This is a genomic window from Parendozoicomonas verongulae (genome assembly GCF_009711465.1).
Taxonomy (GTDB): Bacteria; Pseudomonadota; Gammaproteobacteria; order Pseudomonadales; family Endozoicomonadaceae; genus Sansalvadorimonas; species Sansalvadorimonas verongulae.
This window is the reverse complement of record NZ_SMME01000216.1, coordinates 1-222: the sequence shown is the minus strand read 5'-3', so window position 1 is coordinate 222 and position 222 is coordinate 1. Positions and strand designations below refer to the sequence as shown.

Genomic DNA, 222 nt, shown 5'->3' with positions numbered 1-222 from the left:
CAGGACGGGTGCCACAAAGCGTTTACCACAGCTGGCAATCTCACCAAACACAAGCACATTCACACAAGGACAGGGGACAGGCCCTATATCTGTGACCATGACGGGTGCAACCACTCTTTCAACAAATCCAGTCATCTCATCAGACATAAACGCACCCAGCACAATAGGAAAGATAAGTGACAAGATTCAGCGACACCAGCATCACAAGAGGCTGCCAGCTAC

At 50.0% G+C, this 222-nt stretch carries 1 protein-coding gene; it reads right to left on the bottom strand.

Annotated elements, in window-relative coordinates; all coding sequences use genetic code 11:
• A partial coding sequence (locus tag E1189_RS24280) for a hypothetical protein (protein WP_230459818.1) occupies positions 1–183 on the bottom strand: 183 nt, incomplete at its 3' end.
• Positions 184–222: the final 39 nt, after the last annotated feature.